The sequence below is a fragment of the Salinisphaera sp. S4-8 genome (assembly GCF_040361235.1).
GTDB lineage: Bacteria > Pseudomonadota > Gammaproteobacteria > Nevskiales > Salinisphaeraceae > Salinisphaera.
Window position 1 is genome coordinate 1 of record NZ_APNF01000034.1, and the last position, 1,142, is coordinate 1,142.

Below are 1,142 nucleotides of genomic sequence, written 5' to 3' on the forward strand. Positions count from 1 at the left end.
ACGACCGAAGAAAGAACTCAGCGGGCTGACGCCCGCTGACTACGCTGCGCAAATGGCCGCAGAGGCGGCCATTTAAACCTTGGGACTCTGTATCGAAACGCTACTAAAACCGGGGTATGGTCGCGAGAGCAGCGGCGAGCATGTGTTCGCGGTGGTGGATTCGCGCCAGGACGGGCTGGAATTTCTCGGCGACTGGGACAACCTCGGCCAGCGTCTGACCGAATCCGGCGGGGTAGTGATCCGCGATGTGGAAGTCCCCTGGCGCGACGCCCTCGGCTTCGTGAACAAGCGCTATCAGCCCAGCGTGTATGCCACCCTCAACGTGCCGGCCATCCAGCTGGTGTTCACCAGTTTTTATCTGGGCATTGCCGAAGGCGCGCTGGCGGCCGCGCTCGAATACAACCGCCGCAACACGCGCCCCTGGCCCTACGGCGGCGATAACAAGGCCCGCGCTGCCGACGAGTTCTATGTGCTCGACGGTTTTGGCGATCTGCAGTCTCGGCTGTGGGCCAGCCAGGCACTGGTGGAACAGACCGTGGCTGTGGTCGATGAGCTATTGCACCGGCCGCGCGAGACGGTGACAGCCCGCGAGCGCGGGGAAGCGGCCGTGAAAGTAGCCGCGGCTAAGCAGCGCATCGTGGAGACCGGTTTGGATATCGCCACCCGCCTGTACGAATTGACCGGCGCCCGGGCCAGCGCCAACAAGTACGGCTTTGATATCTACTGGCGCAATCTGCGAACCCACAGCCTGCACGACCCGATTGCCTACAAGCGGGTTGAGGTCGGTCGTTTCGCCCTACTCGGCGAGATTCCTGAGCCGACTTGGTACACCTGAGCATGAGCCGCGCCAGGCTGCCGTTAGGTCCATCGAGCGCGCCGGCCGGTTCCTTGGAAAGCGCCCGGTTACGGCGGGCGATGGCATCCTGGCTGGGCAGCGTATCCACGCGTTGTTTCACCGCCTCGCGATCGGCGCGATTGACGGGGTAGCGGCCGTGTTCGACATGTGCCCCGGCTCGGGGTTGGTCCGCCCGAGACTGGGGTCGGGGTGAGTTAAGTATACTGTCCCCGAATAACCCGAATAACCCGAATAACCCGAATAACCCGAATAACCCGAATAACCCGAATAACCCGAATAACCCGAA

Annotated in this window: 1 pseudogene; it reads left to right on the top strand. The window is 62.7% G+C overall.

From position 1 onward, the window contains the following. Positions 1 to 124: 124 nt before the first annotated feature. Positions 125 to 835: pseudogene (locus tag S4A8_RS19105) on the top strand (acyl-CoA dehydrogenase family protein); the annotation flags it as partial. Positions 836 to 1,142: the final 307 nt, after the last annotated feature.